The 25,422-nt window shown below is 64.5% G+C and carries 24 protein-coding genes; 18 read left to right on the forward strand and 6 right to left on the reverse strand.

The features are described from left to right. The first annotated feature begins 122 nt into the window (after positions 1–122). The 16 genes from traL to AC3WTD_RS01405 all read left to right on the forward strand — a co-directional run bounded on the left by traL (position 123) and on the right by AC3WTD_RS01405 (position 16,598). Positions 123–413 carry a type IV conjugative transfer system protein TraL gene (traL, locus tag AC3WTD_RS01330; protein WP_235645326.1) on the forward strand — a complete coding sequence of 97 codons (291 nt, stop codon included), beginning with the start codon at positions 123–125 and terminating at the stop codon, positions 411–413. Further along, positions 410–1,024 (forward strand): TraE/TraK family type IV conjugative transfer system protein, encoded by a 615-nt coding sequence (locus tag AC3WTD_RS01335; protein WP_235645325.1) that lies wholly within the window; start codon positions 410–412, stop codon positions 1,022–1,024. The genes traL and AC3WTD_RS01335 overlap by 4 nt, the downstream gene beginning before the upstream one ends. Before the next feature lie 11 nt (positions 1,025–1,035). Continuing rightward, positions 1,036–2,022, forward strand: coding sequence for a TraK domain-containing protein (locus AC3WTD_RS01340; RefSeq protein ID WP_235645324.1), 987 nt, complete (start codon positions 1,036–1,038; stop codon positions 2,020–2,022). Position 2,023: 1 nt separating this feature from the next. Further along, entirely contained in the window at positions 2,024–3,304 is a 1,281-nt protein-coding gene (locus tag AC3WTD_RS01345; RefSeq protein WP_235645323.1) for a TraB/TrbI/VirB10 family type IV secretion system protein, read from the forward strand. An 85-nt stretch (positions 3,305–3,389) separates the two neighbouring features. After that, positions 3,390–4,148 (forward strand): TraV family lipoprotein, encoded by a 759-nt coding sequence (locus AC3WTD_RS01350; RefSeq protein WP_235645322.1) that lies wholly within the window; start codon positions 3,390–3,392, stop codon positions 4,146–4,148. A gap of 15 nt (positions 4,149–4,163) precedes the next feature. Beyond that, positions 4,164–4,544: a TraA family conjugative transfer protein gene (traA, locus tag AC3WTD_RS01355; RefSeq protein ID WP_235645321.1), complete on the forward strand. Its 381-nt coding sequence runs from the start codon at positions 4,164–4,166 to the stop codon at positions 4,542–4,544. A gap of 67 nt (positions 4,545–4,611) precedes the next feature. Further along, positions 4,612–7,041, forward strand: a complete 2,430-nt coding sequence (gene traC, locus AC3WTD_RS01360; RefSeq protein ID WP_235645319.1) for a type IV secretion system protein TraC — start codon at positions 4,612–4,614, stop codon at positions 7,039–7,041. After that, positions 7,038–7,421, forward strand: coding sequence for a hypothetical protein (locus AC3WTD_RS01365; RefSeq protein ID WP_235645318.1), 384 nt, complete (start codon positions 7,038–7,040; stop codon positions 7,419–7,421). Before traC ends, AC3WTD_RS01365 begins: the two co-directional genes overlap by 4 nt. Continuing rightward, a complete protein-coding gene (locus tag AC3WTD_RS01370; RefSeq protein ID WP_235645316.1) occupies positions 7,405–7,929 on the forward strand; it encodes a S26 family signal peptidase in 525 nt (174 codons plus the stop codon). The genes AC3WTD_RS01365 and AC3WTD_RS01370 overlap by 17 nt, the downstream gene beginning before the upstream one ends. Then, on the forward strand, positions 7,923–9,203 hold the full coding sequence (locus AC3WTD_RS01375) for a TrbC family F-type conjugative pilus assembly protein (RefSeq protein ID WP_235645315.1): 1,281 nt from the start codon (positions 7,923–7,925) through the stop codon (positions 9,201–9,203). Before AC3WTD_RS01370 ends, AC3WTD_RS01375 begins: the two co-directional genes overlap by 7 nt. A gap of 1 nt (position 9,204) precedes the next feature. After that, positions 9,205–9,408 (forward strand): carbon storage regulator, encoded by a 204-nt coding sequence (locus tag AC3WTD_RS01380; protein WP_235645314.1) that lies wholly within the window; start codon positions 9,205–9,207, stop codon positions 9,406–9,408. Further along, the gene (locus AC3WTD_RS01385) at positions 9,401–10,483 is read left to right on the forward strand and encodes a TraU family protein (RefSeq protein WP_235645313.1); all 1,083 of its coding nucleotides are present in this window, start codon (positions 9,401–9,403) and stop codon (positions 10,481–10,483) included. The genes AC3WTD_RS01380 and AC3WTD_RS01385 overlap by 8 nt, the downstream gene beginning before the upstream one ends. A 65-nt stretch (positions 10,484–10,548) precedes the next feature. After that, on the forward strand, positions 10,549–13,932 hold the full coding sequence (locus tag AC3WTD_RS01390) for a hypothetical protein (RefSeq protein ID WP_235645312.1): 3,384 nt from the start codon (positions 10,549–10,551) through the stop codon (positions 13,930–13,932). Between the two features lie 15 nt (positions 13,933–13,947). Then, a complete protein-coding gene (gene traN, locus AC3WTD_RS01395) occupies positions 13,948–15,348 on the forward strand; it encodes a conjugal transfer protein TraN (RefSeq protein WP_235645311.1) in 1,401 nt (466 codons plus the stop codon). Between the two features lie 2 nt (positions 15,349–15,350). Then, positions 15,351–16,142 (forward strand): hypothetical protein, encoded by a 792-nt coding sequence (locus AC3WTD_RS01400; protein WP_235645310.1) that lies wholly within the window; start codon positions 15,351–15,353, stop codon positions 16,140–16,142. Between the two features lie 3 nt (positions 16,143–16,145). Then, positions 16,146–16,598, forward strand: a complete 453-nt coding sequence (locus tag AC3WTD_RS01405) for a hypothetical protein (protein WP_235645309.1) — start codon at positions 16,146–16,148, stop codon at positions 16,596–16,598. 48 nt (positions 16,599–16,646) lie between these two features. On the opposite strand, the gene AC3WTD_RS01410 is transcribed toward AC3WTD_RS01405, so the two are convergent. After that, complete coding sequence (locus AC3WTD_RS01410) at positions 16,647–17,078, reverse strand: protein-disulfide reductase DsbD N-terminal domain-containing protein (protein ID WP_235645308.1); 432 nt, start codon at positions 17,076–17,078, stop codon at positions 16,647–16,649. After that, on the reverse strand, positions 17,078–17,263 hold the full coding sequence (locus AC3WTD_RS01415) for a hypothetical protein (protein WP_235645307.1): 186 nt from the start codon (positions 17,261–17,263) through the stop codon (positions 17,078–17,080). Before AC3WTD_RS01415 ends, AC3WTD_RS01410 begins: the two co-directional genes overlap by 1 nt. Before the next feature lie 162 nt (positions 17,264–17,425). Between AC3WTD_RS01415 and AC3WTD_RS01420 the strand changes: the two genes are divergently transcribed. Further along, positions 17,426–17,695, forward strand: a complete 270-nt coding sequence (locus AC3WTD_RS01420) for a hypothetical protein (protein WP_235645306.1) — start codon at positions 17,426–17,428, stop codon at positions 17,693–17,695. Between the two features lie 294 nt (positions 17,696–17,989). Here AC3WTD_RS01420 and AC3WTD_RS01425 read toward each other — a convergent pair whose 3' ends face one another. The 4 genes from AC3WTD_RS01425 to AC3WTD_RS01440 all read right to left on the reverse strand — a co-directional run bounded on the left by AC3WTD_RS01425 (position 17,990) and on the right by AC3WTD_RS01440 (position 24,297). Beyond that, the gene (locus AC3WTD_RS01425; RefSeq protein WP_235645305.1) at positions 17,990–18,994 is read right to left on the reverse strand and encodes a hypothetical protein; all 1,005 of its coding nucleotides are present in this window, start codon (positions 18,992–18,994) and stop codon (positions 17,990–17,992) included. A 368-nt stretch (positions 18,995–19,362) separates the two neighbouring features. Further along, positions 19,363–20,622, reverse strand: coding sequence for a hypothetical protein (locus tag AC3WTD_RS01430; RefSeq protein ID WP_235645304.1), 1,260 nt, complete (start codon positions 20,620–20,622; stop codon positions 19,363–19,365). A gap of 216 nt (positions 20,623–20,838) precedes the next feature. Beyond that, positions 20,839–23,571 carry a class I SAM-dependent DNA methyltransferase gene (locus AC3WTD_RS01435; protein WP_235645303.1) on the reverse strand — a complete coding sequence of 911 codons (2,733 nt, stop codon included), beginning with the start codon at positions 23,569–23,571 and terminating at the stop codon, positions 20,839–20,841. Between the two features lie 321 nt (positions 23,572–23,892). After that, complete coding sequence (locus AC3WTD_RS01440; protein WP_235645302.1) at positions 23,893–24,297, reverse strand: hemerythrin domain-containing protein; 405 nt, start codon at positions 24,295–24,297, stop codon at positions 23,893–23,895. Positions 24,298–24,533: 236 nt separating this feature from the next. On the opposite strand from AC3WTD_RS01440, the gene AC3WTD_RS01445 reads away from it, so the two are divergent. Then, positions 24,534–25,151, forward strand: coding sequence for a hypothetical protein (locus AC3WTD_RS01445; RefSeq protein ID WP_235645301.1), 618 nt, complete (start codon positions 24,534–24,536; stop codon positions 25,149–25,151). Positions 25,152–25,422: the final 271 nt, after the last annotated feature.

Raw genomic sequence — 25,422 nt, forward strand, 5'->3', positions numbered from 1 at the left:
CGGTGCGAGTCCGGCGCCGACACGATTCTGCCGAAAGGAGGGCTGCAGGAGGCTTTGTTTTAACCGTCCACATCGAGGGGTGCGCCGTACCTTGTGCGCTCCAACGCTTGGAGCCCATCCCCATGGAACGTGTTTCGCTTCCGCGCCACGTCGACGCACCGCAGCGATTCCTGCTGTGGACGGTCGACCAGGCCATCCCTTTTCTCCTGTTCGTCGGGTTCGGCATTGTCCTCGACATGCTCATGCTCTCGATCATCGGCGGCATCGCGGTCAGCTACTACTTCAACCGCTACAAGGAGTCGAGGTCGGACGGCTTCATCAAGCACATGTTCTGGTGGTACGGCATGGCCCACACCGGCGCGAAGGTTCGCTCCGTGGTCAATCCCTTCATGCGGAGGATCTTCCCCGCATGAAACTCTCGACCTATTTGGCCAGCTGGGACGCCACGCGCCTGGAGAACCGCTTCGGGCGGTACGTGATGGTCCTTTTGTCGGCAACGACGCTCCTGCTGACTGCCTTCGTGATGAACAAGGACCCAATCATTGTCGAGATCCCGCCCGGCCTCACGGACAAGGGCACCGTGATGGTGGACGACGCGAGTGACGCGGTGAAGGAGTCATGGGCGATGTACTTCGCAGACCAGCTCGGCAACGTGACGCCGCGTACGGCCGACTTCGTAGACAAGAAGCTTGCGCGACACCTTTCGACGTCGATCAGCACACAGGTTCGCCAGCTTATCGCCACGCAGGCGAAGGAGGTGAAGGACGAGCAGGTCACGATCCAGTTCAGCCCGACCGACGTTTTCTCGCTCCCCGACAACACGGTCGTGGTGACTGGTGAGTACACGATCCGCGGTGTCCGCCAGGACGAACGCCGGTTCGTGCAGACGTTCGAGTTCGGCATCCGCGTGCGCAACTACCTCGTCGTTATGACGAGCCTCGACGCCTATGAGGGGCCGTGGCGTCCGCTGGAAGAGCGCCAAAAGAGGGCAGCGGCCATCGCCGCCCGTGAGAAGAAGCAATGAGGAGAGCAAGGATGCGTAAGTCCTGCACCAAAATCGTCGTCGCTCTGAGTGCGATCGCCCTTTCGAGCATTGCCGCGGCACAGGTTACGCCGGGCTTGCCCGTGCAGCCGCTGAATCCACCGTCGGCACCGGCCGCTACACAGCAGGCGCCCGCTTCGCGCCCGGCACTCACGCCGCAGGAGCAACAGACCATCGCTGGCCTGACTGGACCGGCGCCGCAGAGCGCCGCGAGCACGCGGCCCGCGGCCATCCACGCGCCGCCGCCGACCCTGACCGTCAAGCCCGGCGTGACCACGATCTTCGGAATTGCGCGGTCTCAGACCAATCGTCTGGTGGTCCCGTTCAGGACGCCGGCCATCACCACATCCAGCGCGGCCGACATCAGCGTCGATCCCGCTGGGGTGGTGTACGTCAAGACCGACTCCAACGAGCCGGTATCGCTATTCATCTACGATAAGCCTGATCCCACCCTTGCCATCGCCGTCTCGATGGTCCCGGCCGATATCCCTCCGGTCAGCGTGCAGCTGCGCGTGCCCAACTACTACCCGCGCGCTGCTTCCGAGCCGGAGGTCACGCGCGCAGGTGACCGCGCAGCCGCGAGGGGCTGGGAGACCGAGCAGCCGTTCACTGAGACGGTCAAGGGTCTCTTCCGTACGCTGGCGCTCGGTAAGGTCCCGGATGGCTATTCGTTCGGCAAACCGGACGCCGGTTCCGTCGCTCGCGCACGTTGTGACATGCCGGGGCTGACGATCGAACCCATGCAGCTGATGACCGGCTACAACATGCTGGTCGTGGTGTCACGCGTGACCAACCTTCAGCCGGTCGCGGTGGATGTCGTGGAGACGGGCTGTCGAGGTGACGACGTCATCGCGGCCGCCGCATGGCCGGCGGTTCGGCTCAGGCCCGGCCAGGCGACGGAACTGTACGTTGCAATTCGGGCGCAGGTTGAAGACGTAGGCAGTGAGTCGCGGCCGGTATTGGTTAGGGAGGGCCGTTGATATGTTCAATCCGAAGAAGCAGTGGGACGCCCTCAGCGCAACCAGGAAGCAGTACGTCGTGTGGGGTATCGGCATCGTGATGCTTATGGTGCTGGGTACCTTCATCTTCGGTTCGCCCGCGCCGAAGCATGCCGCGCCCGGTGCAGTCAGGTTGCGCATGGCCAACGAGCTGCTGCCCGCTGGGGCAGCGCGCGACCTTGGCGTATCCAGCCTTGCCACCGGCCTGGCCGAGCAGGCGCGCGACCAGAAACAGCTGTTCCAGTCGGTGGACAAGCTCCGCCAGCAGCAGGAAGCCCAGAAACGTCAGGGCCAGACCAGCGCCGAGCGCGATAGCGCCCAGCGCACGCAAGAGGAACTGGCTGCCCTACGGAAGCAGATCGAGACGTTGCAACAGGGTGGCGTCGCTGCGGGTGCCACAGCAGGGCCGCAGCCCCCGACCCCAGCGGCCCAGGGCGACCTTGCTCCCATGGCGGGCACGGCGCCCGTGTCATCGTTCCGTCCATCGGGCGCGTCCAGCGGCGCGATCCGCGAGATCGGCATCGCGCCGGCGCCGGCGGCAGCCTCCGCTGGACAACCCGCTGTGGCCGGGCGTCCAGAGGTTCCCCCAGTACCCGGCACCGCGTCCCGCGAAGATGCGACGAAGACGCCGCAGGCCGACAACAAGGTGCCCACGCAGTACCTCCCCTCCGGTTCCATGATGCAGGTGGTGAGCATCACCGGCATGGATGCGCCAACCGGCAGGCAGGCCATGAAAGACCCTCTGCCGATGCTCTTCCGCGTGAAGGCCTCGGCGGTGCTGCCCAACAGGTATCGCGCGGACGTACGGGAGTGCTTTGTGGTCGCCTCTGGGCACGGCGACCTCGCGAGCGAACGCGCCTATCTGCGCTCGACCAGTATCTCGTGCATCCGAACGGATAAACGCGTCATCGACGTGCCGGTGGAGATGGTCGCGATCGGACCAGACGGCAAGGCAGGCATTCGCGGCCGGCTGGTGAGCAAGCAGGGTCAGATCATCGCGAAGGCGGCGGCGGCGGGCGTAATGCAGAGCATCGCCCAGGCGTTCAGCGGCAGCAGTTACCGGCTGAACTTCGGCGCCCAAAATCAGGACTACGGGACCGCGCTCGAGCAGGGTGTCGGCGGAGGCGTCGGCTCGGCGTTCGATCGGATCGCCAAGTACTACCTGGACATGGCTGACCAAATGTTCCCCGTGGTCGAAGTGGACGCAGGCCAGAAGGTCACCTTCATGCTGGTCAAGGGCGCCCAGATGGGCCTCGTCAAGTAGCCGGAAACGCACCCAGGTAATCCCCCCGATTCTCGGCTTCGCGCCGCAGGGACTCGCCCATCATGGCGACGTCAAGGAGACACGCATGTCCGCTATTCGCAATCTCACCCTTGGTTCTCTCGCTCTGGCATTGCTTGCCGGGTGCGCCGCCTCCGGAGGCAGCAAGTTCGCCTGCCCGAATCCGACGGGCGTCACGTGTATGAGTCCCATGGAGGTGTACGAGGCGACCAACCACGCCGACGAGGTCAAGGGCGTCGACCCGAAAGAGGCCGCGAAGCTCTCTCGTGAAGGCCGCGCTGCGGGAAAAGTTGCGGGAGCTGAGCCGGCGCAGGCCTCCGTCGTTGCTTCGCCGGCACACGCTCGTTCGCAAGCGTCCGCGCCAAGCCGCGCCGTCACCACGGCACGGCGCCCTTACACGAAGGCGCCGCCGCTGGCCTTGGCACTGGATGGCGCAACGCTGGCGGTGGTGGCGCCGGGTACGGCGCGCCTGGCCACGACTTCGACACCGTCGCTGCCGCCCGCTTCGTCGACCGCTGTCCGCCCGCGACCGGGTGTACCGGCGTTGGGCGCTGATGGTTCGCCGGATGCGTTCCGGCAAGCAGCAAAGATCATGCGGATCTACCTGCGCCCTTGGGAGGACGACGCTGGCGATCTGCACATGAGTGGATTCATTTTCACGGAGATTGAGCCGCGGAAGTGGTCGGTAGCGCAACGCGTGACCGACGACTCTGGTCTGTTCCGTCTTCTTGGAACCCCCGGTAAGGACGCGGCGCAGGACGCATCGGCTGGCGTTGGTAAAGCCACTCCGACGGCACACCGCACGGGATCAGAAGGTGGCGAATAACCAAGGATTCCCGACATGAACGCAACGACCATCAACCCGGCCACGGCCGATTCCCTGACCGACGCGTCGCAGCCGCAGAAGCAGCTGTCGCACGCCGACCGCGCCACGCTGTTCATCGCCGATTACGGCCTGCTGATTCTGCTGCTGTGCATTGCAAGCGCGACCGCCTTCGCCGGCACCGGTGACGGCGCCGAGTTCGACGACATCTACGCAAAGATCCGCGGATGGCTGGAGGGGACGCTCGGCAAGGTCATGGCGGTATCCGCCTTTGGCGTCGGCATGGGCGTCGGCATCGTGAAGCAGTCGCTGATGGCCCTGGCCATCGGCATCGGTTTCGCAGCTGTGCTCGCCTATGCCCCGAAGATCATCGACACGATCTTCTCCTTCGCCATCTGACGCGGTGGCTGGGCCGGCCCGTTCTGGGCCGGCCCGTTTCAACGATTCCCACAGGATTGGAGGGCACGTGCCTAGTTACGCTGAGCGCCAGGAGGCGCTGATTCGCCAGTTTGGCGTCGTCCACGCCTTTGACGCCGACGAGGGACTTTTTGTCATCTCGCCCGACCGGATCGGATTCGGCGCGATGGCATCGCCCCTGTCGGGCATCGACACGTCGACGATGGAGGCGCTCAACACGCTCCTCAACGTTCCGTACCCGACCGGCGCGCTGCTGCAGGTGATGCACTACGCGTCGCCCGACATCGAGTCGACGATTTGGGACTTCAACGAGCTCCGCAAGCACGAGCAGGAGCCGACGCTCCGCATGATGTCGGCCGAGCGCGTGCGCTACTTGCGCGAGCTGACCCTCGAGCCGGCCGGCCAGGTCGCCGGCGCGCGTCTGCGGCAGCTCCAGGTCATGATCTGCGTGTCGCTCCCTCATGGCACCGGTCCAATGGGCGACGCGCAGTTGCAGAAGATCCGTGAGCTGCGACAGAACTTCGAGGCCGCCTTGAAGGCCGTCCGTCTTCCCTTCCGTCGACTGACCAATCGCATGTACGTGCGGTTCATGGAGACGGTGCTCAACCACAGCCCCAACGCTATCTGGCGGCGCACAGCGGTTGCCGAGTGCGAAGAGGACGTCTTGCTCTGCAACCAGATTCTCGACCCGGACACGGCCATCGAGTACAGCGCCGATGCGATCAAGCTCGGCGAGCACGCTCACGTGCGCGTCATGAGCGTCAAGCGCTACCCGGATTCGCTCTTTCCCGGCATGGCCCAGTACTACATGGGCGACATCATGCGGGGCACAAAGGCCATGCGCGATCCGGTGCTCTACACGGTGAATATCCTCTACCCGGATCACGAGTCGCGCCGCAGTGCGTTGACCAACGACTTCGGGTGGGCCACCAAGAATGCCAGCGGCCCTCTCGCGCGTTTCGTGCCCGAATACGGCCGGCGCGCCGAGAGTCTGCGGCTGATGGTCGAGGCCTTCGACAGCGGCGATCGCATCATCTACGCGTACCTGGGCGCCGCGGTCTTCAGCCGTACAAACGACCTGGCCATTCAGGCCGCCGGCGACGTGCAGGCGATGCTGCGCACGCTTGGGTTCCAGGCGCTCTCCGACCGTTACGCGCTCCAGCCTCTGTTTGCCCAGCTCTTGCCCTTTGCGGCGGAGGGGGCCATCCAGAAGTTTCTGACGCGCTATCGCACGTACGCCACTCGGCACGTCGTGCCCATGCTTCCCGTGATCGGTAGCTGGCGCGGCACGCGTCAGCCGCTGCTGACGCTCATCAGTCGCGATGGTCAGCTGATGCCGTGGTCGCCGTACGACACCGACTCAAACAACAACTTCGTGATCGCGGCGAAATCGGGCTCCGGCAAGAGCTTCATGGCCAATGCGATCGTCAGCAACTTCATGAGCATCGGCGGCCGCGCCTGGATCATCGACAAGGGCTTCTCCTACAAGAAGACCTGTCTTGACCGCGGCGGCCAGTACATCGAGTTCGAGCCGGACTCGGACATCTGCATCAACCCGTTCTCGATCGTGAAGATCTTCGAGGACGAGGTGGAGATCCTGCTGGGCATCCTGCAGATCATGGCCGCGCCCAAGGGCGGATTCGACGAATACCAGAGTCCGGGCGTCCAGCGGGTGCTGACGGAGCAGTGGGCGATTCACCAGCATGGGCTCATGATCGACCACCTGGAAGAGGCCCTGCTAGCCGAGCCGGACACCCGCCTGCAGGACGTAGGGCACCAGCTGTTCCCGTTTACCTCCAAGGGCCAGTACGGGCGCTACTTCAACGGCCCGTCGAACGTGAACCTGGACAACCGTCTGGTGGTGCTGGAGCTCCAGCAGCTGACCGGCCGCCAGCACCTGCAGCGCGTGGTGCTGCTCCAGCTCATGTATCAGATCCAGCAGGGCATGGATAACCTGCCGGTCGAAATGCCGAAGGTCCTGCTGATCGACGAGGCCTTCAACCTGATCGCCACCGGCGAGACCAAGGACTTCATCATCAGCTGGTACCGCCAGCTGCGTAAGTTCGGCGCGGCCGCTGGCATTTGTACGCAGTCTGTCAACGACTTCTACCAGAACGAAGGCTCGGCGGCGATCGTCGAGAACTCGGCGCACAAGCTTCTGCTCGCTCAGGAGCGCGACTCGATCTCGCTGGCCAAGAAGAACGGCCGCCTGTCGCTGTCGGAGGTCGAATACAGCCTTCTGGAGACGGTGCACACGGTGCAGGGCGAGTATTCCGAGATTCTGCTCGTCGGCCCATTCGGCACAGGCATCGGTCGCCTGGTCGAGTCGCCCTTTAACACTCTTATGTTCTCCTCGCACGCCAAGGACAAGGCGGCAATTGCCAGCTACCAGCAGGCGGGCCTGTCGCTGGAGGACGCGATCTGGGCTGTGATCCGCGACCGCAAGGGCGGCGGCGAGGGGCGGAGGTCGGCGGCATGAGCATCGAGATGAGCAAGACCCAAGGGTCGGTCTCGTGGGGCGCGGTGCGCTGGGCTGTCGTTCTCGGATGGCCAGTCGTGGTCGCCGCCGTGGCCTTGCGCCTGGCCGGTCTCACGGGTTTGTCCGAAGAGCTGGCCGAGCGCCCACGCATCGCGGTGATGGACGTCCAGGCCGCCGTCCAGGCGTCCCTGCGGCCGGGCAGCACTGACAAGGAGCTGCAGGACGCGGTCGCGCGAGTGCAGGACGCGGCGCGCCGGCTACGTTCGGCTGGCTACGTTGTGTTGGATACGTCCTACGTCTACGCCTTCCCCGGCGAGTACGAGGCGCGCCTGCCGGAGCAGGAGAAGGCTGCGGGGAGTGCCCATGAACAGCACCGCTGAGCTTGAGAAGCCGCGCTGGAGCCGGAGGAAGGCGATCAACCTGACGTGCCTGGTCGCCATTGCCTGGATCGCGCTGATCGAGACCGTGGGCGCGTTCGTTCACCTCGGTTACGACCCGCAGGTGACCCGGTGTCTACCGTGGAAGGTCTACGCGGTTGGCCAGCACCGCCCGGACGCCATCGAGGCAGGGAGCATCTATGTCTATCGCGCGCACCGCATTCCACTGATGCGGGAGGGGTCGCACGTCATCAAGTACGCCGCGGCTGTCGCCGGCGACCGGGTCCACGTGGACGCCGCTGGTATCGCGATCAACGGGCGCTACTGGGGGCCACTCAATCCCTCGGTCATGGAGAAAGGAAAGGTAGGCATGACGGATGTCACGAAGGACTACACGGTGCCCAATGGGTACGTGCTGATGCTCGGCACGCAGCCGCGGTCGTGGGACGGACGCTACTGGGGTCTGCTCAAGACCTCGCTGATCGTCGCGAGGGCTCGGCCGCTATGGTGACGAAGCAATGCATTTCGGTGGTGGCGTTCGTGCTAGCCATCCACTGCGGGCTGGCCACAGCGCAGACGGCGCCGGCGGGCGCCGCCTCCGTGAACGCGGCCGACCGCGCCGGGCTGGTGCGCGCCGCCGATGCTATCGACCATCCGGAAGCCTACGCCGGGTCTGGGTGGCAGGCGTCTGCCGACGCGGCGGTCGCGGCGCAGAGGGCCCGCAATGGCGAGGATCTCAAGGCGATCGCTGACAGCTCGCCGGAGGCCATGCGCAAGGTCCTTTCCGACGCCGCGCGCACGATGAACCTGCCGTCGCCGGTGGCGGCCGCGTCGGGCAAGGTATTTGCCGAACGACCGAAGGAGCAGCGCACCTATCGCCTCTATGTCTCCCAGTCGATGGGGGCGGGCGGACTTCGCGCGGCCATGGCTTACGCCGCCGGGCGCGCCGACACCGTGCTGGTGCTGCGCGGCCCGCTGAAGGGGCAGACGGTTTCCCAGCTGCAGGTATTGCTGGCCGGGTACGTCAAGGACCAGGCGGTCAAGCACGAGCCCATCCCGAACATCGAAGTCGATCCGACCGTCTTCACCGACCACAAAGTGACCTCGGTGCCGACGCTCGAGAAGCTGGACGCCAGCGGCAACGTGGTGGCCAGCGTGCGCGGCGTGCTGGATTTGGCGTGGATTGACCGAGAGGTCGCCGGTGGTGCTAAGGGCGACCTCGGCTCACACGGTCAGACCTACCCCGTGAGCGAAATCGACCTGCTCCAGGCGTTCGAGCAGAAGGCACAGGACTTCGACTGGGAGACCTGGAAGGCGAAGGCGGCCGAGAGCTACTGGAAAAAGGCGCCGTTCACCGAGCTTCCGCTCGCGACCGCGCGCCGCGTGCGCGAGATCGACCCCACGGTCGTCGTGCCGAAGGACATCGTGACGCCGGATGGCAAGGTGATCGCGAAAGCGGGGGATGCCTTCAATCCGCTGGAGTCGATCGGCTTCCACCAAACGCTGGTCATCTACGACGCGACGGACCCTGCGCAAGTGGACTTCGCGCGCCAGGCGCTCGCCGCCGCGCGCGGTGCGAAGGTCAAGCTCATCACCACAGCGGTGGACCGGGAGAAGGGCGCAGACGGCTACGTCGACATGGAGGTGGCGATGGACCATCCGGTCTACATGCTAAACGCCGCGGTGCGCGACGCGTTTCATCTGGAGCGCGTGCCGAGCACCGTGACGGCAACCAAGAATCGTTTTGTAGTGACTGAGGTGCCGGTGCACCAGGGAGGGAAGTGATATGGCGTTGCTGTTGACGCGCCGGCGAGGGCAGGGCGTTACCGTGGAGATTCCGAAGGGCGACGGCACCGTCGACCGCATGCACCTCAAGTTCGTCCAGTTCCAGAGTGGCGCTTGCCGTGTCGCTTTCGACGCCCCGGCACACGTCACCATCATTCGCGACGAGCTCATTGCCGATTCGGCGAAGGATGGGCAACGTGGGTAGGACGAAGCTGAGAGCCCTGCTACTGCGCGCGATCGTCGGCGCGAGCCTACTTCTCGGGGCGGCGACGATCGCCCATGCCGGCGACGCGAGCGACATCACCGGGACTTCGGCCACGTGCCCTGACTCGAAGTTCTTCTCCGGGGCGATGATTCGCAACGTCTGCTGGAAGTGCTTCTTCCCCATCAAGATCATGGGCATCCCGATCGGCGGTGGCCAAACGCCGGACGACACGGCCGCACCCTTCTGCCTATGTCCGGGCAGGACGATGGGCATTCCGTCGCCCGGTATCACCTTGGGCTACTGGCAGCCGCGGCACCTCTTCGAGATGGTGCGTCAGCCCTGGTGCAGCCCGGTGTTCGGCAGGGCGCTCATCCAGAAGAAGGCCAAGCTTGGCGTCACGGGCCTGGCGCGCTGGGGTGGTTATGAGCCCGGCGGCCAGCAGCATCACGAGTCCGAGGGCAGCTACTACAACTGGCACTGGTGGGCGTACCCGGTCAACATTCTGCTCGATTCGCTGATCGGATCGGTGTGCACCGGCAAGGGCGGGTACGACATCGACATCATGTACCTGAGCGAGATCGACCCGACGTGGAACGACGACGAGCTGTCGTTCTATACGGCCCCGGAGTCCAAGCTGTTCGCCAATCCGATCGCGATCGCGGCCTGTGCCGCCGACGCGGTTGCATCTACCGTCCACAAGCCGATCCAACTCTTGTTCTGGTGCGCCGGTACGTGGGGGCACGCCTATCCGTTCAGTGGCAACGTCGTGGACGACGACAGCCCGCCGCGCACAACGTCTCTTCTCACCTTCCGCGCGTTGGGTGCTCTGCATCGCCGGACGCTCGCGAAGAAGACCTACGGCAATAGTGCCGTCTGCCACAACATGATTGAGCCGATCATTCCGAAACAGCAATATAAACTTCAGACGTTTTATCCCATGCCGGAAAAGCGCAGTAATCACTGGTTAGGGGCGAGCACGTTTGAATGGGGAGAATGGCGGAATATCCCAGTCAAGGGCGAAGATTACGTCATTATGGAGTGGTCTTACACCGAATGCTGTATGACCTTCTGGTGAGCTTTGGGCGGTTATCTAGGCGTAATGTAGAGTCTAATTAGAATAATGGAAATGGATTATCTGCCGTGATTATTTCGCCATCTCGGTACGTCGCCTTGGCGCTCTGCGCCGCGCTTTCCTACGCGGTAAGCGTCGGCGCGTTTGCGCAGGATACGACGCCCACCGTGGCGCCTCTGAGCGCACAAGCCACTACCTCCGCCACTCAGAGCGGCAGTAGCGATGGCGACGCGCTGCTCGCGGCCAAGCCGAACGTCGGCTACACGGAGGGTGGCGAGGCGGGGACCGGGGTGGCCAACATCAACGGCACGCAGATCGACATGAATCGCCTTGTGCCCGGGTCAAGCACGACGGACAAGGACTACGTCAAGAAGCTCCAGGACGCCAACAATCATGAGGACCTGCTTGACCTCAAGGCGACCTACGACCAACAGAACGCGATCTCCGGCAAAGGGACCAGCGTCTTGGAGCAGGCATCCAGCACGGTAGGTGCGTCGGCGACCAACAACAGCGTGACGAAGGCGGACGTCGCGAACGACGGTACGCTGACGGGCTCGTTGGACACCCTGGCCAATGCCCAGAACGGAAACGTGCTCGGCGAGGCGTTCTCGGACTGCAAGGACACGACTGTCGTCACGCCGGTGCAGAGCGAGGGCTACATTACCGACTACAAGACGTGCGAGAAGATCCTGACGCCGCGGGAGCAAGGTGTCGTTTGCACGCGCACCCGCGTGGGTACCGTCTCTACGCCGCGTCAGCCGGGTACCAAGACGGCGGATCTGCTCGTCGAGCAGGGGGCGACTGGGCAGGTGTGCACCCGCAAGACGACGGCGAGCTACTACCGCGACACGCTGCACCAGACGCGTGACGGCGACCTGAACATCACGACGGAGACGGGCGGGCTTTCGTGCCGGCGCATTATGAGCGCGAGCTCGTCCAGTGCGACCACGACGGGAACTGCGCAGGGCGATCTGCCGATCAGCACGGAGATGGGTGGGCTCTCATGCACGCGGACGATTAGTGTCCAAGGAACCGTATCAGAAGCGTACGCGACGTACTTCACCTTGAGCCATTATCAGGGCGGACCGCCTGGCCAGGTTGGGCTGGTTACCAACAGGTCGGTTGATATGTCTGTCTATAATGCGATCACCAATACGACACCAGTTCCTGCCGGCACGGTGTTCAACCGTTATGTTTTACAGGCCGATCCGGGCGTTTCCATTACGAATGTCGTACTTCGTGGTTCGGTTGTTAGCTGGACCGAAAAGATACTTACGCAGTACAACAATGGATACTTTTTCTCCCTTTATTACAACGTCGGTTCAGTAACCGCTTCCGTGGGTGATAGCGGCAACTGCGGTGACCCTGGTAGTTCTCAGTGCCCGACGAAATGGTCTTGCAGCGCATCGGCGCCCTACGTTGTAAATGGACAGACGGTCACCACGGCACTTGCTCAGAGTAAAGCGCCGCTGTATCCCGGCGCCTCCTCGACATGCGTCGTGGCCGCGTTGAATCGTACCTGCGGCGGCACTGCGTCAATGGGGTCGTCCATCTCGATTGGCGACAAGGTGCCGACCGGGGCGACCTACGGACAGTTCGTGCCTGCAGGGCGCACGAGCCTCGGCGAGGCCCTGTTCAACTTCGTCCTGCCCGTCGCTCAGGCTGGCGAAGTGAGCTCGATCCGAGTGACCAATTTCCAATGGTCGGTCACCAACCCGCAGCGCGGTGTAACGGTCTCGCTGACCCAGACGCCGACGCAGGCCAACGGTTGGGTCGCGGGCTTTTCTGTGGCCCGTACGGACTTCTCGTACGTCCCGGCAAAACCCCACATCGTGATGACGTGGAGCGTCACGACTGCGACCACCAACGTGAGCGTGGGTGACACGGGAAACTGCGCGGATACCGGCAGTACCGCGTGTCCCACTAAGTGGACGTGCACGCAGAATGCCCCGACGACGCTCAATGGGCTGGCAGTGTCAACGACGCTCGCGGCGTCGAAAGCGCCCCTGTTCCCTGGTGCGGCGAACACCTGTGTGGTCGGCGAGCTGAACCGCGTGTGCAATGGGTCATCCTCGATCGGCACCAGCATCGGTATCGGCGACCTGCTGCCGGCCGGTACGACCGCAATCTCGGCCTTCAAGTGGTACGTGACCAATCCCGACGCGAACTTGTCGGTTGGCCTTGTGTCGGCGCCGACGCTGCAGAACGGCTGGACCGCCACCTTCAACGTCACCCGCAAGTACATCAGCGGTGGGGCGACACCGGCCAAACCGCATATCCACATGACATGGGATGTGCTCAGCGAGCAGAAGATCGCGACGGGGACGGTGGATGCGGGTGACTGTAACGCTTCGGCCGAGAGCCCCAGCTGCAAGATGGTGTGGACGTGCACCAAGAAGGCACCGGGAACGACTGACAGCGGCGTCCCGCTGACCTATAGCGACATTGTCAACACCGGACGGGGCGAGCTCTACCCGGGCGAAGGCAACACCTGCATCAACGCCGAATACGGCCAGGTGTGCTCTGGCACCGGCGGCAAGCGCACATCCGTGTCGATCGCGGACCAGGTGCTACCCATCACGCGCCAGCTCTACAGCTTCAAATGGGTGGTGTCGCTTCCGATCACCGGCGTGACCGTCACGATGGTGCAGGCGCCAAGCTACGCCAACGGCTGGATCGCTGTGTTCGAGACGACGCGCACCTCTTGGGCAGCCGAGCCACCGGGGCAGCCGAAGGTCACGCTGACGTGGGATATGGACGGCTACCCGGTGTACGGGTTCGAGATCAAGGACAGCGGCAATTGTTCTTTGATGGGCGATGCGTTCTGCCGCGTGTACTGGACGTGCGACACCCGCGCGCCCGTGACGGTCGCTGGCGGCGTCATTCCGGCGGACGTCGTGCAGCAGCAGCCGCCGCTATTCGATGGCGATGGTGGCACGTGCATGGTGGCCACGCTTCACTACGACTGCCAGGGCATTACCCAGACCGAGGGCACGGTGTGCTGGGATGACGATGACGGTACGCGCCATTGCGTCGAGGCGCCGCCGCCGGGGTCCGGTTCGCCTGATTCCTGCGAGGATCTCGAAAACGATCCGACCTGCAAGCTCCAGTCCACCGACTGCGCTGACGGCGGCCGCGGCTCGAACGGCTTCTGCTACATCGAGACCAATCAGTACGCATGCACGAAGGGCGTTCCGGTCACCGATCACACGGTCACGGAGGTAACCACGTGCTCGGGCAACCAGGCGTGCCTTGACGGCTCCTGCACCTCGCCCGACAAGAAGGACGAGGAGTCCTACTCGCGGAACAAGACCCTGGCCACGCAGGCGAAGGCCAACACGGTGTTGACCGACTGGCAGTACACGGGCACCCCGTCGGCCCCGACATCCCTGCAATCGACAACGACCCAGACGACGGACCCGTCGCTGGTGCCCGCATGGGCGAACCCGTAGGAGGCGGGTAGGTAGATGAAGAAGATTCTCAGGAAGCTCGCTGGGCTCTTGGCCGGCATGGCATTGGCCGGCCTGGCCTACGGACAGTCCACCACCAAGCCGCAGATCCCGCCCGGCTGGACCGAGCAGGAAGCGATTCAGTGGCAGACCCAGCACCAGGACAAGTTGCCCGATGGCATGGGCGGTGTGGAATCGCTCAACCTCGACCTGAACAAGCTGACGTTCATGGCGGGCAAGAAGCTGGACTGCAAGAACATGCTCGGTGGCCTGCTCAAGTGCTGCAAGAAGCCCGTCCCGGATGCGAACAAGAGCTGGTGGGACGCTTACCGGAAGAACCAGAAGAAGGCGACCGCGGTTAACGCCACCAAGCTGCTGGATCATGTGCAAGGCGCCTGGTCGCAGATGGACGCCGGTGCTGACCACTGGGATCTGTCGCAGTCCTTCACCTCGAGCTTCGAGAACCTTCTCGGTGGCGGCGGTGATGTGTCCGGTAACGAAACCGGCAACATGGCCGAGGTCAACAAGGCCTTCATGAATGACCAGAACACGCGGGTCAAGCCAAACCTGCAGTGGTATTGCGACGACTCGGACTTCGAGACGGCCGTGCAGCGTAACGCGGGTACCTGTCATTACCTGGGTTCGCGGTGCCAGAGCAAGGTGCTGGGCACGTGCCTTGTGAAGAAGGAGATCTACTGCTGCTTCAATTCACCGATGAGCCGCATGATGCGCGAGGAGCTCCTCAAGCAAGGCGTGGGAGACATGGGTACGGCCAAGAACCCCAACTGCGCCGGCATTCCCATGGCCCAGATGATGAGCCTCAACATCGGCAGCGAGGATGATCTCAATGAGATTATCGGGCGCATGCAGATGGGTGGCTTTCTACCCGACGACGTCATGGACCCGAAGGTTGCCGAGGACCTCTACACCGGCTCGGGCAACAACTACGGTAACCCCAACCGCGTCCCCGTCAGCGGTCGCACTGAGCAACGCCTTGACGACATGGATTATCAAGGCTCCACCGCGGCCATTGAGGCCGACGTGAACAAGACCGTCCCCACGCAGACGTCCGATGCACCCACCGGTCCGGGCGAGATCACTTTCGCCACCGGGTTCTACAGCGTCACCGGCGGCAGTCCGGTCGCTGTTTCGATCACGCGCAATGGCGGTAGTGGCATGGTGTCGGTGGTGGTGTCCACGCAGTCTGGTACCGCTCAGGACGGGCGCGACTACAGCGGCGTCAACCAGACCGTGTACTGGGGCCAGGGCGACGTGGCCAGCAAGACGGTCACGATCAATACCAACGCCTTTACCGGGACGGCCAAGCGCGTGTTTCGTGTGGCGCTCAGCCAGCCGACAGGTGGTGCCGTGGTGACGCCATACACGACCGACGATGTTGAACTACTTCCGGAGAACTGATCGTGAGCCTGATGTCCGCCGCGGCGATGCCGCTGTTCTACGAAAACCTTGCCGGGGAGCTGCCCCCGGACGCCGGCAAGCGACTGCGCCAGTTCCTGTGTACCGAGAAGGCGCTGGGTGACGGCCTGGTGGCTGCGGTGCGTCGCGCCTTTGCCGCCTCAGGAGCCACCCCTAGCGACTCGCTGGACCGTGATCGCCGCGCGTTCGTGCTGCGCTGCGTGAGCATGGTGCTCGATCCGTTCGCGCCGCCCACCTTCGGTGACGGTATCAACTGGCAGAAGCCCGAGTTCCTGGCCATGCTCGAGGCCTGCGCCCTGTTCAGCGCCCACCTCATGCGCGACCTGTTCGCGCGCTTCAGCCAGGTCTCGGGCGCGGCCGACGCGGACAAGCGTGATGGCGTGATCTACCTCAACGGCCGGCCGCTTTCCCCAACCGACGTCGCCGAGCGCATCTTGATGGTCTACCAGCTCACCCACGTCGAGGCGATGGAGCGCGTGCTCGATGCGGCATGGGAGGAGCGGACCAGCGCCCGCTACGCCGACCGCGCCGTCACGACGATGGTCGACGGGCGTGTTGTGTGGTCGACCGATCGGGACGCTTTCAGTGCAGGGCCGGACGGCCTGGTGTGGCAGCGCAGCGGCACGACCTGGTTCGGTGCAGGCCACGTGTTCGGGTCGCGTCCGGACGTGGTTTTCGCGGATCACGCCGTCATGCGGATGAGCCACGCTTCCCTGCAGTCCACAAAGGATCTGTGGCGGGCCGGCCCGCAGGCCGCTCGACCGCAGCTGGTGTAAGTCGTGAGCCGCGAGCGCTGGCAACAGGACTTTGACGAGCTGCGCTCGCGCCGGCCGACCCGGTGGGCGCCGTGGATCGGGGTGCACATCGTGGTGGTGCCGGCGATCGTCGGGCGTGTCTTCGGCCTCGTCACGATCGCGTTCGGGTACCTGATGGTCAGCCGGGCCATCCTTGGCGCGCCGGCCTACGTTCGGCGCTTCCTGCTCGCGCGGGCGTGGGGCAGGGTGGTACGTGGCCACCTCCTGGCCTCCATTGGCGTTCTGCTCTGCGCCGGCGCGGCCGCGCTGATCGGCGCCGACCGGGGCTTCGATGAGGTTGCGCTGGCTGCCGCGCTCAGTGGTGTCGTCTGGCTGGGCTGGCTCGGCCTCAGCAAGCGCGTCCGCGAGGCAGATGCTGTCGCCGCATCGCTTGTCGGGGATGCCGGCGTGCGCGCCGGCCGACGCTGGTGCGGATAGCTCCAGCCGTTCTCCGTACGGGTGGTAGCCCAGTCCGATGGCGCGGCCTCAGCCGCGCGGAGAGAATCCCGATAGGGTGCCTTCCATCGGCACGTCGACCGTGAAGGGGGGGAAGCACACCTGCGGCTCGACCACGTGGCAGCCCTGTAGCCGCACCGACACAAGACCCGTGGCCGTGGCCGCAACCGGAATGCGCATCGTAAAGGGTTCGAGGTATTCCTCGGCCGTGCCACCGAGCCCGTCGGCAGCCATGACTCCTCGAGGCAGGAACGGTGCGCCGGTCAGCGTGCCGGACGCCGATGCGCGTACCTGGATCCGGTCGCGGTAGACGGCGTAGCCGGGCGCAACGGCCCACGTGAGCACTAGCCCGGTGTCGATGCGCGTCGCTCCAACCAGGTGAAAGGCGTCTCGCGCTTCAAGCACCTCAGCGGCCGATGCCGCGATGGGCGCCAGCAGAGCCAGCACGAGGATCCAGCGCATCAGTGCGCCTCGGTTCGGTAGGTGTTGTGAAGCACGGCGTCGCTGCGTTGCTCAAGCACAAACTTGAGCACGCAGGCGTCGTTCGCGGCGTCAACGGGGTCGCGCGTTAGAGCCGCGGACAGGCTCGCCTTGAGCCAGTTGGACGTCGAGGGGTCGGCCAGGATGGCCTCGATGGATGGTGGCATGACACAGGCTCCGTGGTGGAGTTGGTACAGTACGGTCGCTGCCACGGTCCGGATGGGCGAAACACGGGCATCCGTGCGCCATGTTCTGGTCCGGCGCGGCGGTCGCTGCAGCGCCGCGCCAGACAACATCACCGCTTCGCCGGCTCTTGCGGGAACTGAATCATGACCAAGCCGACTGCCACCGGCCTTCGCCGCTATCCCCACACCGACGGGTATTTCCCGGACCTGAGCGCAGCCGAGACCGCGCCCGATACAGCGCTGCCGTGTGTGTGCACGGACCATTGTGCCGATCGCTGTGCCGGTGAGTGCGGGTGCCAGGCGTGCGGGACGGCTTTCAGCGAGTTCTGCAGTGAAGCAGGCCAGTTCGGTGCGGACGGTCATATTGTGGACGAGCAGCGGGCGCTGGCGAAGTATCGAAATATCGGTAACTAAGCTTCCGCGCGGCACATTAGCCGGCAGGCGTAGGACGGTAACGTGCCCAGCTGGAGGCGTCCTCGATCGTCAGCCGACCGCCCGCCGACGCGGCGCGTTCGGTTCGCTCCGTGTTTGCCGCGTTCCATGTCGGCCGCCGACAAACTTCCGCCGGCGCGCCGTTCGTCCAGAGCACGACGACCCAGTCGCCTTCCAGGTTTGAAGCGGTTTTTGTCATGCGCAGTCGAGCTAGAGGAGAACCTGCGCAATGCTCCCACCGGCCTGTCTCAGTGCGTGCGAGGGCGCGGGCCAGACTCAGAAGCCGTATGGCTCCGCTTCCCAATCCTTGAGCACGCGGTAGTCGCACTCGGGCATGACGATCGTTCCGGCTTCGGCCGCGCGGATGACACGCCGGCCGGCATCGGCCTCGACCCGGTTGCCGTGCAGCATGTAGAAGAACCAACCGAAGGGGACGCCCGTGCGCCGATCCAGCTTTTCCAGCGTGCCGTAGAACTCGTAGTCGCTGCCTTTGGCCGCGTTGACCTTGGCAAGCGGGCGGTTGAAGGCCCACATGGGGACCATGTCCAGGGTGCGGCGGCCATTGCGCGGATCTGTCCAGTCGGTGAGCTGGAGAACCCACTGGTCGCACAGGCGGTGCGGGCGGGCGCTGGAGCGCTGCCAGTCGCGGAAGAAGCGCCGGTGCTTGGCGGGAAAGCGATCCCAGCCTGGAAACAGCTCGTCTGCGGTCTGGATCGTGGACCCCGGCCCCGACGACGACGTCACCCGATAGCGCCGGCCGCGGAACTGCTCGCGCTTCACGTCCTCCATCGCGTCCGCCACCTGCAGCCAGGCCTCCACATCGACGATGCGGCGCAGCCGGTAGGCGCGCGGCCGCACGGGCAGGCGTTGGGCAAGCGGGAGTTCGAGGCCCTGGTCAGCCTCTCGCTGGAGTTCGTCGAGCGTGCGCGGCATGCGCCAGGCGCCACCGGGCCGCAGTTCGCGATCGAGGACCTCCTCCTCAAGGTCCACTTCGATCTGCAGGAAGTCTGACGGGTCGCCACTGTGTCCAGCGACGACTGCGTACAGCGTCGTGATCTGGCACTTGCTCAGGCGGTAGCCGGCGGCGTCGAGCCGAGCGCACGTCGCCCGCACGTTGCCGCCATCGCGCGCCACTTGTCCGGCCAGCCACGCCTCGTGATCGTCGGCGACCAGCGTACCGTCGGCGCCGAACACCTTGCGGCGGTGCAGCCACGTGTCGCCGCGCGTCGTGGCCAGGCGCGCAGTGGCCAGGGCGGGCTCGCGGCGGAGGTGGTCGAGCAAGGCCGAATGGTTGCGTGTGGGCTGGCACGTGGACACCGCCTCTTCGAGGCGTGGGTGTTGGCGGAGGTAGGAAGGAACCGGTTGCATCGCGTGTGTGACCAGACTCGCCAGGTGGGCCGGGACGCCAGGCGCGCCGGGAGGCGAGCCTCTAGTACTGCGGCGTCGGCGCAACCGCGCGCGGACGCTGCACGGAGAATAGCGCGTAGCTGGCGGCCAGCAAGGCCATGGGTGCAGGCACCGGGTGTCGCTACGGGCGCCTATTCACGCCGCGTTGGAGCGCAGATAGTGGTCGTAGGCCGGGTTCAGGCAGATCTCCTCGCCAGCCCAGCGACGGTTGAGAATGCCCAGCAGGCGTCCGTGTAACGCTTCTATTCCTCTTGGTCCCGCTCGCGTCTGATCCACGCTGGTGTGTTCTTGTTGACGGGGTTACCTAGCAGGACGTCTGGGTGGTAGGGGGCACCGAACAACTCCTCGAGGACGCTTTTCAGTTTATTTGGGAGGTGCCCTTCGTAGGTCAGCGGCGGGGCGCCAGCCTCGCGGAAGAACTGCGCAGGCGTGCCGGCAGTAATTCCAAGCGACCCGCGCGCGTTGACGATCAGGTGGGCGTTCTCGGCGAAGTCGGTCGTCTCCAGCACAAAGAGGATCCCCATCGGCGGCGGCGCGTGACGCCGATCTGGGAAATGGTGGACTGCCGCGATACGCGCCCTGACATCGAGTACACGCGAAGACTGCTGCTCGGCCGCTTCCCATACCTGCGCCGAAACGTCTTCAAAATCCAAGTCGCCGGAGCCGATGTTGTGCCTCCTGTAGATCGTGGTCTGATCAATCACGTCGTTGGCTATCCGAAGTTTGCCGGCTGGCACCATCAGGCTCGCCGCCAGCACGTCGGCCAGTCTCGCAAAGTCGACCCGATCGTAATTGACCCAGGGCAGCGAGGAGTCGGCGAAGGCGCTTAGGTCGGGCGCGACCATCAGGACCATAGCTGACCGGTTGAGCCGCCGAGGTTTTGGCGGGACTGCTGATAGAGCCTCCGTACGATGCCGTAGTGCCTCCAGCCACATGGGATCGAACGCACCGAGCGGAAGGCGCTTCGCGAGGCGATCAAGATCTCTCATAAGGCTTCGCCCATCAGAAGAGATGGCGTTGTCGAGGATGTCGTGGAACTCGTCGCTGGCCTCATTTAAGTCTAGAAGAGCATCGGTTCCAAATTGGTCGAGCAGATCGTCGTTGTCGAGGAAGGAGGCCCACGCGGCACTGCCGTTTGCGATCGCTCGCTCGACGCCACCGATCACAGTACACAAACCGCCAAACACATCGACGTCGTCGTAGCCCGTTTCGTCGTCGTCGTCGATCTCGGTGGTTTCCAGATCAAGGGCGGCCATGGCTGCGTCCCACAACAGAGCGACGTCGACGCCGTACTTGTGGGCCACAGGCGCAGCGGAGTCCACGTTCGGTTTTGGAACGAGACTCGCGCCGGCTTTTTCGGCGGCTATTGCGGAGCTGTATGGCTTGCCATACAGAAGCAAAGAGATCGCATTCCTTGCTTTGGCTAAAGGCAGGGCGAGACCAAACTCTTCGACTGCCGCCAAACGAACGGCGTCGACTGTCGATTTCACAGAACTGGTCATGAGGTGCTCCAGAGCGGCATGCACGAGCGATCCGTTTAAGGCTCAAAAAGCCGCCACTGGAGGAAACGAAAGTGGTTTGCTTTGCGCGTCGGAGTCGGATCAGCTCACCCTGCGCGGGGTCCGTCAATACGGCTGTCGGTAGGCTACTACAAGCCTGCGGACAGGGAAAAGGGCTGCCAGCAGGCTGTCGAATGGATCTCATGCGCTGTGTGATGGCTACGTGCCAGCCAATTGCCGGTAGCGCTCGAATAGAAAGGCCACGCGCGCCGCATCGTCTTTGGCGCCACGGTATTTGTATGCAGCGTCCACCGACTTATCCAGCGCGCGATGCGCCTCGCGAAGATCGCCAGGCATCGCGTTGGGATCGTAGAGGGCGGCCAGCGTGGCATCCGGATGCACCCGGCGCGCCGCCAGAACGGCATCGGCAGCCTGGGCGATGGCGCGGCGCTTTTCCTCGGCAACGTCCTGGGGCCAAGGATAGTTGTTGTAGACGATGTTGACGGAGTACTGGTAGTCGCTCTTGAGTCGACCCGTGACACAGCGAACCCACGACATGTGCATCGTGCTCGTCAGGATACCGAAGTCGAAAAGCGTCGCACGATCGACCAGGCGAAGCTTGTCCCCGCAGAGGACGGTGTCGTCCAGGAAGGCAATAGGGATGAACTCCCGCCGCTCCGACGAAACTTGCGGCAGCGCGAGGTAGTTTGCGCTCGGAATGAACTCTGTGTGGAATCGTCGCGGCGTGTCCGCGAGCTTGAGCGTTGGCGCGCTCTTGCTCTGGGCACGGAAATGACGAACGGCGGCAACTCGCCGCATGGCCAACGGAAGGGTCTTGAGGGCGTCAGGTTCGGCGTCCCCCAGCCACAAGCACCAACGTTCCAGGCCATTGAGGAACTCTTCGCCACCGAGCCAGCGGCGAAAGTAGGGTGCCGCTCCTGGCTCCTTGGCAATAAACTCGTCACGCTGCTCCGACGTGAACAGGTAGTTGCCGCCGTCGATGGGCTTGTTGCCCGATACCATCTCCGGTACCGCGCACAAGGGCTTGCTTCGTCGTTTCAGGACCACGTTCGGCGCGTCGGCTAGATACGGATTGATGTGCTTAGCCGGGAGCGCTGTCGGTTCACCCTTGATCCCGTTCTGGTACAGGTAAAGGGTGTGCTTCTCCGGCTCACGCAGTCCGAAACCGACGATGACGCAGTGCACCGCGGCTACCCCCTTGCCCTCATTCGTCCACTGGAACGTGCGGTGCGCGAAACGGATGTGGACGTTGTGTTCCAGCATCCACGGCCACAGCACGCCTACCTGTTCGCCCTGGGTGATGCTGTTGGTCGAGACGAAGGCCACATCGATGTGCGGGTGGCCTTCGATGTACTGCGCCGCTTTGACATACCAGGCGCCGACCAAGTCGAGCAGGCCTCCGTTGGGCAGCTTCGCAAACACCGGCGCCACGTCCGCTCGCTGCGCGTCGGACATGTACTTGGCGCCGACGAACGGAGGATTACCGAGGACGTAGTTGCACCGCTCCGGGGGCAGGACGTCGCGCCAGTCGGTCTGCAACGCATTGGCACACAGGATCGTCGGCGAGGCCACCAGGGGCACGGTGGCGCGCGTGGTGCCAAACCGCTCGGCCGCCTCCAGGTTCATCTGGTGGTCGGTGATCCACAGGGCGACACGCGCAATGTGAACGGCCGCGTCGTCGATCTCCAAACCGTAGAACTGCCGCACACTGACCCGGCAGAGGGTCGACACGTCCAGCACGCCGCGTTCGTTGCCCCACAGTTCGGTGATGAGCGCCATCTCCAGCCGGCGCAATTCGCGGTAGGCGATCACCAGGAAGTTGCCACAACCGCAGGCTGGGTCGAAGAACGTCAGCGTCGGCAAGCGGTCGTAGAGAGCCCGCAAGGAGGCGCGCGTGCGCTTGGGCGCCACCAAGGCCTCGTGCAGCTCGTCCATGCACAGGGGGTTGAGGAGGCGCAGGATGTTTCGCTCGCTGGTGTAGTGGGCGCCCAGCTCGCGGCGGGTGGCGGTGCGCTTGTCTGTCGGGTGCTGCTGTTCCAGCACGCCCTGGAACATGGCGCCGAAGATGGCTGGTGAGATGCCGGTCCAGTCCAGATCGGCGCACAGCAGCAGGAGTTGCCGCAGCGCATGATCGAACGCGGGGATGCGGGTGCGCTCGGCGAACAGGCTACCGTTGACGTATTCAAACGCGGCCAGATCGGCGTCGAGCGTGGACTGGCGCTCTTCGTGAGGCGTGTCGAGCACCTGGAACAGCTCGGCGATCCGCACACCGAGATCCTTGCCGTCCTCGCGACTGTGCTGCACCAGCCGCGTGAACTGGCCGTTGCTGCCGAAGATCCCGGTGTCGTCGGCGAACAGGCAGAACAGCAGTCGGGTCATGAAGACTTCGAGGTCGTGGCCGGTGAAGCGGGCCTCGAGCAATGCCTGGTGCAACTCGGAAACCTGGTAGGCGGCCTTGCGGTCCGCTTTCGACTCCTCGGTGATGGCGGCCGCGTCGTCGACAAGGAAGCCGAACCAGTCAGCACGCTTGGGCAGGTCCTTCAACGCGCATTCGTGCGTGCTGCCTTCGCGCAGATCAGTGAGGCGGAAGCGAGCGAAGTCGGAGGTGATGATGTAGCGCGGCCGCTCCGCCTCGTGCAGGGCCAGTGCGTAGTCACTCGCCTGTGCGAAGGCCGCCTCCAGATCCTTGCCGCGGCTCTTGTGCTCAACCACCAGCAGGCCGGGAATGAAGCTGTCGATGAAGCCGCGGCTGCCGCCGAGCTTGGTCACTGCCTTCTCGTAGAGGGTCGCTGATTCGGGCTGGATACCGAAGCACTCGTAAAAGCGTGCCCAGAATAGCTTGGCGTCAGCCTGCTCGCGGGCTGCGCTGGCCCAAGTCTTGGCGAAGGCGCTGAGGCGCCGGCGGATGTCATTACGGGTTATCGCGGCCATGCCGGCCTTTCCTTTCCGTGGGGTCTGTGTGCGGCAAATACGAACCGGCCACTATCACGTTACCACTGGATCGGGCGACGCCCGAAAGAAGAGGCCAAGGGCTGGCAGGAGGCGGTTCGCCCTCGCGCGAGGGGGGGCGCTTCCAGGCTGGCGTTGGTCGACGGTGTGGGCCTGGGAACCGGTAGCAGGCGCCGTTGGAGTGCCCCTGGCAGGAGCCGTCGAGGGTGGGTGCGGGTGCCGCCGGGAGGAAGCGGCGAAGGGCGCGTTCGGGTTCGAGAGAGGGCCGGTGTCGCGCGGAACCGGCCGAACCGCGACGCCAATTCAGGCCGTGTCGGCGCGTAGAAAATGGTCCTCGTAAGCTGGGTAAAGGTGTACTTCCTCGCGGGTCCAGCGGAGGTTGAGCAGTCCCAGCAGACGGCCGTAGTTGCGGGCGAACGCCAGATCACCTGCACCGTGCTGCCAGCTCTCGAAGAGCGCGAGGATCTCGCCGGACAGGTGCCGCATCTCAGCCGCGTGGGTCTGCGCAAGCGCTTTCGTCGCGGGATGGCGCTGCAGCGACGTGAGAAGCTCTGCATCTTCGCGCCGGACGTGTTCGACGATCAGCCCGCGTACCTGACGCAGCCGCGCGCGGCCGGCTTCCTTACCGAGGCCGAGGTGGCGAATTTCATCGAGCAGCTGCCGCATCCAGACGTGCTGGTCGCGCAGGAGGTCAGTGAGCGGTTGCATGTAGGGGATTCCGTTAGGGGAACCCGCAGTGTGGGCGGTGAGGACCGCAGCGGGCACTGATGCAGGTCAGTTCGCAGGAGCGACTTGCCGCATGCGCATGCACGGACCAGACGGTGCGCGCTTTGAAACCGCTGATACCGCCGGCGCTGTAGGTTGGCCATCAGAATCGCCGTCAAGTTTGGGGACCGCCAGCCGCTAGTGGATAGTGGTGTCTCTCAACCACGACAGGACGAAACATGAAGGTACTCAGACTCGCTCTCGCCATTCTATCCACCGCGGTGCTGGCAGCGTGCGGCTCCGCCAGGGATGCAAGCAAGAGCAACTTCGAAGCGGCCATCAACAAGCACTTCGCGGACGACTGCACTCCGTTGAGCTTCGGCTTTGGCCAGCTCACAGGGGTCAAAGGCACCGATCACGGCTACCCGGTGATCGTCCGCGACACGAATTACGCTTTACAGCCCAACACCGCGGCGCGCACAGCATTCGACGCGCTGGCAAAGGCAGGACTACTCACCTCCAAGCCTGCACAGATCCCCTCGTCCGGGCAGGAGCCGGAGACCGGCACGGCCTACGCTCTGACCGAAAAGGGCAAGCAATCGCTGGTCAAGCCCGGCAGCGTATCTTTCTGCGTGGGGCACCGTCGCGTCGATGAGGTGGTGCAGTTCAGCGAGCCGTCCGACGGTCTGGGTCAGACCATGTCCGCGGTGACCTACACCTACACCGTTGTCGATGTTCCGGAGTGGGCCAGCGATCGGGCCGTTCGCGCTGCCTTCCCCAGCCTCAACCAGCTGCTAGAGCCGCACCAGAAGGCGCAGGCCACCATGGTGCTCATGAACGACGGTTGGTCGATGTAAGCCGACCAAGGTGGGGACAGCTGCTGTCCCCACTTGCATCACGAGCGCGCACGGACCACTGGCGAACGCTGTGTGGCAACTCGGAGCCTCGTCGGTCACTCCCGGTCGGGATCGTCAAGCCATGTGTATTCCGCGCCGGCGAGCCAGGCGGCCATGCGCCGCGAGCCTCCGGCGCGTCGAGTGCGACGGTTTCCTCGACGTCCCACTGGCCGCGGTCGAAGGGCGGCTGCTAGAGCAGGTAGACGCGCGCGCCACGCCGTCGTGATAACGC

It is taken from the genome of Rhodanobacter sp. FW106-PBR-R2A-1-15, from assembly GCF_058789735.1.

What these genes read in the sequence shown, in the direction of transcription:
- AC3WTD_RS01350 (WP_235645322.1), top strand. Translation starts at nt 3,390, where the DNA reads ATGTCCGCTATTCGCAATCTCACCCTTGGTTCTCTCGCTCTGGCATTG.
- AC3WTD_RS01420 (WP_235645306.1), top strand. Translation starts at nt 17,426, where the DNA reads ATGACCAAGCCGACTGCCACCGGCCTTCGCCGCTATCCCCACACCGAC.
- AC3WTD_RS01445 (WP_235645301.1), top strand. Translation starts at nt 24,534, where the DNA reads ATGAAGGTACTCAGACTCGCTCTCGCCATTCTATCCACCGCGGTGCTG.
- traL (WP_235645326.1), top strand. Translation starts at nt 123, where the DNA reads ATGGAACGTGTTTCGCTTCCGCGCCACGTCGACGCACCGCAGCGATTC.
- AC3WTD_RS01340 (WP_235645324.1), top strand. Translation starts at nt 1,036, where the DNA reads ATGCGTAAGTCCTGCACCAAAATCGTCGTCGCTCTGAGTGCGATCGCC.
- AC3WTD_RS01335 (WP_235645325.1), top strand. Translation starts at nt 410, where the DNA reads ATGAAACTCTCGACCTATTTGGCCAGCTGGGACGCCACGCGCCTGGAG.
- AC3WTD_RS01440 (WP_235645302.1), bottom strand. Translation starts at nt 24,297, where the DNA reads ATGCAACCGCTCACTGACCTCCTGCGCGACCAGCACGTCTGGATGCGG.
- AC3WTD_RS01415 (WP_235645307.1), bottom strand. Translation starts at nt 17,263, where the DNA reads ATGCCACCATCCATCGAGGCCATCCTGGCCGACCCCTCGACGTCCAAC.
- AC3WTD_RS01365 (WP_235645318.1), top strand. Translation starts at nt 7,038, where the DNA reads ATGAGCATCGAGATGAGCAAGACCCAAGGGTCGGTCTCGTGGGGCGCG.
- AC3WTD_RS01345 (WP_235645323.1), top strand. Translation starts at nt 2,024, where the DNA reads ATGTTCAATCCGAAGAAGCAGTGGGACGCCCTCAGCGCAACCAGGAAG.
- traN (WP_235645311.1), top strand. Translation starts at nt 13,948, where the DNA reads ATGAAGAAGATTCTCAGGAAGCTCGCTGGGCTCTTGGCCGGCATGGCA.
- AC3WTD_RS01435 (WP_235645303.1), bottom strand. Translation starts at nt 23,571, where the DNA reads ATGGCCGCGATAACCCGTAATGACATCCGCCGGCGCCTCAGCGCCTTC.
- AC3WTD_RS01410 (WP_235645308.1), bottom strand. Translation starts at nt 17,078, where the DNA reads ATGCGCTGGATCCTCGTGCTGGCTCTGCTGGCGCCCATCGCGGCATCG.
- traA (WP_235645321.1), top strand. Translation starts at nt 4,164, where the DNA reads ATGAACGCAACGACCATCAACCCGGCCACGGCCGATTCCCTGACCGAC.
- AC3WTD_RS01375 (WP_235645315.1), top strand. Translation starts at nt 7,923, where the DNA reads ATGGTGACGAAGCAATGCATTTCGGTGGTGGCGTTCGTGCTAGCCATC.
- AC3WTD_RS01430 (WP_235645304.1), bottom strand. Translation starts at nt 20,622, where the DNA reads ATGACCAGTTCTGTGAAATCGACAGTCGACGCCGTTCGTTTGGCGGCA.
- AC3WTD_RS01380 (WP_235645314.1), top strand. Translation starts at nt 9,205, where the DNA reads ATGGCGTTGCTGTTGACGCGCCGGCGAGGGCAGGGCGTTACCGTGGAG.
- AC3WTD_RS01370 (WP_235645316.1), top strand. Translation starts at nt 7,405, where the DNA reads ATGAACAGCACCGCTGAGCTTGAGAAGCCGCGCTGGAGCCGGAGGAAG.